2 protein-coding genes and 1 pseudogene are annotated in these 4,260 nt (G+C 35.1%); all 3 read right to left on the reverse strand.

Translation table 11 applies throughout. The features are described from left to right. Positions 1-233, reverse strand: a pseudogene (locus tag BW939_RS15610) (hypothetical protein); the annotation flags it as partial. Between the two features lie 81 nt (positions 234-314). After that, positions 315-2,525 carry a DUF11 domain-containing protein gene (locus BW939_RS15615; protein ID WP_159439288.1) on the reverse strand — a complete coding sequence of 737 codons (2,211 nt, stop codon included), beginning with the start codon at positions 2,523-2,525 and terminating at the stop codon, positions 315-317. 637 nt (positions 2,526-3,162) lie between these two features. Next, positions 3,163-3,963: a hypothetical protein gene (locus tag BW939_RS15620; RefSeq protein WP_076452931.1), complete on the reverse strand. Its 801-nt coding sequence runs from the start codon at positions 3,961-3,963 to the stop codon at positions 3,163-3,165. Positions 3,964-4,260 lie beyond the last annotated feature (297 nt).

Consider the following 4,260-nt stretch of genomic DNA (forward strand, 5'->3'; position numbering starts at 1 on the left):
ATTCTTGCTGCTGTTGCGGTAGTGGCATCTAAAATAATGGAACCTCCTACCAACGCATTTCCCGTAGGTAAGGTTCTAACATAGGGAACTATAATACCCTTGTTTTGATTTGCAGCAAACTCCAGAAGAACCGATGTTTTATTAGCGGCAGTACCTACTGCATCACCTATGATGACTTGTGCATTTGCAAAAGAAAAACTTGCTATAGATAGGGTGAATATTACTTTTTTCATTTTATTTTAAATTTAAATTATAAAAATCCTGATCGGTTAAGAAAATTATTTTTTTATCAACCGACCGGTTTTTGGTTTTGATTAAGGACAGGTTGGTGTGTTGAAACAGCTCCACGCAGTCCCGTCATATAATTTTAAACATTTTAAATCGGTATCATAAACCATCATTCCACTTTGAGCGGTAAGTGCATCGATCTCTGCAGTAGTCATTCTGGTAATCACAAAACCTTTCGTATTGGCTTCCAATGCAGTGAAAGCAGATTTTCTCACCATTGGCCAGTTATTAGGTTGAGGTATAGCACCTGCTCTTCTCAATAGCGTGATTCCGTGTTTAGTATCTGCGCCTACCGTGGTTGTATTGGGATCGTTGTAGCAGACCAGGTTTTGTGTTACTGAAGAAGTATTATTTAGTAAATTAGGATCTTCTTGACTTCCTGAAATTGTTGCCGTATTGGTGTAAACGCCTGTAGCATTTACTAAAGCAACAATTTGAATTGAAGTACTAGCTCCACTAGCTAAGGCACCTATTGTCCAATCTCCAGATATAGTATCGTAATTGCCTCCAGAGTTATCACTTTGGTAGGTGTATCCTGTTGGTAATTGATCGTTAACTACTGTTGGGTTACTTGGTGCTGGACCAGCATTTGAAGCAGTAATAGTGAAGGTAACATTTGCGCCAACAATAGCGTTTCCACTGCTAGCTGCTTTATTAACACTTAAATCGGCACATCCTAAAATAATATTTAAATTTGTTGCAGAAGAAGTATAACCCCAACCCCAAGTATTGATAGTTCTTGAATTTCCGAAATCTGAACATTGTAAACCATCGGTGTTATTCGAGGCAACATTTGGTGCAGGAATAGACTGAGTAGGATTCCCATCCCCACTCCAAGCGTGTGCCGGAGCTGGAGTTCCTGCAATAGAATTATTAATTCCTGGACCAGTAATATTTTGAGCTTGTCCTGTTGCAGTCGCATCACACACACCTCCGGTACTGGCAACCAGGGTGTCATCCCAGTACATTTGAGCATTTGCAATAGCAATTGGAGCTACAACACTAACTCTAATACCATTTAAATTCAACTCTGCATCATATAATGGTAAGTTAAATCTTCCTTTCAGGAATGTAAGTGCTAAATTTACATTTGTGCCAGATGCAACTGAAGCACCTAAACCATCTAAACCGTCCCAAGCAATTGTATTATTACCTGCAAGAACATCAATCGCTTCTAAAATTCTATCAGCTGAGGCTGGTTGATACCCAGGAACTCCATTCAAGTTTAATAATAATTTTACATCTCCTGGTTCCGACACATTATAACGAATTGTAAATGGGCCACAACCCGTAACCGCAGGAGATAGAAAAGTAGGATTTGTTGGTATAGGAGCAACTGGATACAAGGTTGCATCAGGTGAATTTAAAAAGACCTTGTAACCATTTGCTAAAGTCGGAGCTGTCGCATCATTCCTAGATCTTCTTGTGACTAACCATGAACCGACGTTTGAAACCCCATAACTATTTAGAGCCACACTAAATGCGATTGGTTGGAAACCTGCTTCAAAATCTAATTTAACAATTGTTTGATCGTTTGTGTAACCAAACAAAACGGGTTCAGCATTTGCAGTTGCTAAGATTCCATAAGTAGCAGAAAGAGCAACAAATCCCCATTTGTCTGAATTAACACGACCATTAAATTTCGTGTAAGGCGCAAAATTATTTGCTACTGTAAGGTCAAATAAAGCCGCATTGGCTCTATCAGCCGCTGCGGTTCTTGCTGTGACACCTGCATCATTACTACGATATATTTCAATAAAATACTCTCCATTTTGTGTTGGATCGAAAACAATTGGCACATAACCCGTAGGAAGAGACCCTGCAATGTTTGGACCAGCCAAAGCTTGTGCATGAGTATCGATACTACCTGCAGAACCCACAGTTGAATTCCACAATGTAGGACCTGCAACTACTGCCAAATCTGAAGAACGTCTGATTCTCCAATAGACATCTCCTGCCCTTAGTGGTGTTCCTGCACCATAATTACGAAAATCGAAACCAAAATAAAGATTTTGAGTAGCGTTGTCGGTAATTGTAAACTTTACACGGTTGTCCTCTGGCGCATTAAAATAAGGACCTGACGATAAATCTGGCGCACTTAAAAGCGCTGTAATATTTGCTGGATTAGGAGACACCGTAGGCGTTCCTTCTGCAAAAACATTTAACGACATTAAAGCAAAAAATAAAATAAGAACTAACCTTTTACCTCTTGCTTTCATAAAAGTAAAATTTCGCATACTTTTTATGGTTTTATTATTCATTATTATTAAAATTATAGCATTTTAAATGCTGTATTATTTGTAAAAAAAACAAAAGCAATAGTTGTTTTTTTACAATTTATTTATTAAAAAAATCACTGTAATGCTAAAACATACTCACTTACTGCGCGTGCATAGTAAATAAAATAGCACTAAAATAGGAACACAATTGATTCCGAATTTTAATATTTAAAATATTCGTTAAAATACTTTAAAAGTCGATAAGATACTTTGGCAGGCTAAATATTTATGATTCAATAAAAATCAGATAACGAATAACTGAAAATGCAATTGAAAGAATAAAAAATTGACCGACTAATACTTGTCAAAAAAAATTAATTATAGAACTTGAAAGTTTTAATAAAAAAATAACGATTACTGAAATCAAATACATTTTTAAAACAAATATAATCTGTGATTATAAATAATTTTAAATAGTTTGATTCAATGGTAGCTTTGTTACCATGATTGGTATATATGTATTGCTAAATAGAATTTTACGTAGATATCAAAACACCTCATCTAAAATTTTATATTTATTCCTTACTTGAAAGGAACTGCTCATCAAATTTCTTAATAAACTTCATTTAAACATTCTTATTCAACTGAAACATCATTATGCAGCATATGGTGGCCCCCGAAGTGAAGAACTTCTGAATTTGCCAAATTGCAAATAAGAAAGTGAGGTATAGAATTTTTGCTTCTGTAATTGGCTTTCAATCTTAAGAATCACTTGATTATAAGTTGAAGCAAGAGCATGTTTTTGTACTACATTAGCTGTAAATACAACTGCTTTTTTAGTTTTATCTAATCTTCCTGTAATCCCAGATTCACCGCCAGAAGAAACCGAAAAATGATATTTTGTCTTTTCCTGAATCTTTTTTACTATTCGGGCTAATTTTTTATCGGCTTTTTTTTCAGATAACGTTTTGTTAGTCTGTTCTGAGAAAGAAGTTTTTGAAAACTCTGTTGGTTCGGGTTTTCTTGTTTCAAGAACAATTTTCACCTTGTAGATTTTATCTAAACCGATTACTGTAGTTCCTCCCGTAACAAAAATCGTTTTATCTTTCTCTTCCAGATGATTTGGAGATTCTTGTGAAACCTTGTCTGAAGGAATAATTTTGGTGGGATTTTCTTGTAATTGCGTTCTAGCCTTTATTGCAAAAGTATTCGCAGATTGACGAGTGCTGTCATAAACAATCGTCTTCACCAGATCAGCTGGATCAGAAAGGTCTTCTGCTGAACCCATCATATTGATGAGTCCTACGCTTCCTTCCTTAGGAGTAATTTTTATAGCCGCTCCAAACAAATGAATTTGCAAAAAAAAAGAAATAATGAGTACCGCAAATAAACGCGACTTAACGTGCGCCTTCACTTGCAATGTTTCAAAACTTTTAAAAAGTAATTCTTTTTTCAAATGGCAAAGTTTATAAAATCTGTAAGAATAATTTTAATTACAAATCTGATCGAGACAAAAGTAAATTTTTTTTTTAAAATATTATGTTAAGTTTTAATAATAAATTACAACTTTAATTCACGAAGGGTATTTCTCAAAATAATAACAAAAAAAAACCATCCCAAAAATAAATTTCGGGATGGTTTACAATTAGGTATAAAACTTTATTCCGGTTTCCAGAAGCTCCATTTGCTTCCGTTAAATACAGCCAGACGCTTATAGAAAGTAGGCGATACACCTGCCACATAAACCATCATG

The organism is Chryseobacterium piscicola, from assembly GCF_900156685.1.
Classification (GTDB): domain Bacteria; phylum Bacteroidota; class Bacteroidia; order Flavobacteriales; family Weeksellaceae; genus Chryseobacterium; species Chryseobacterium piscicola.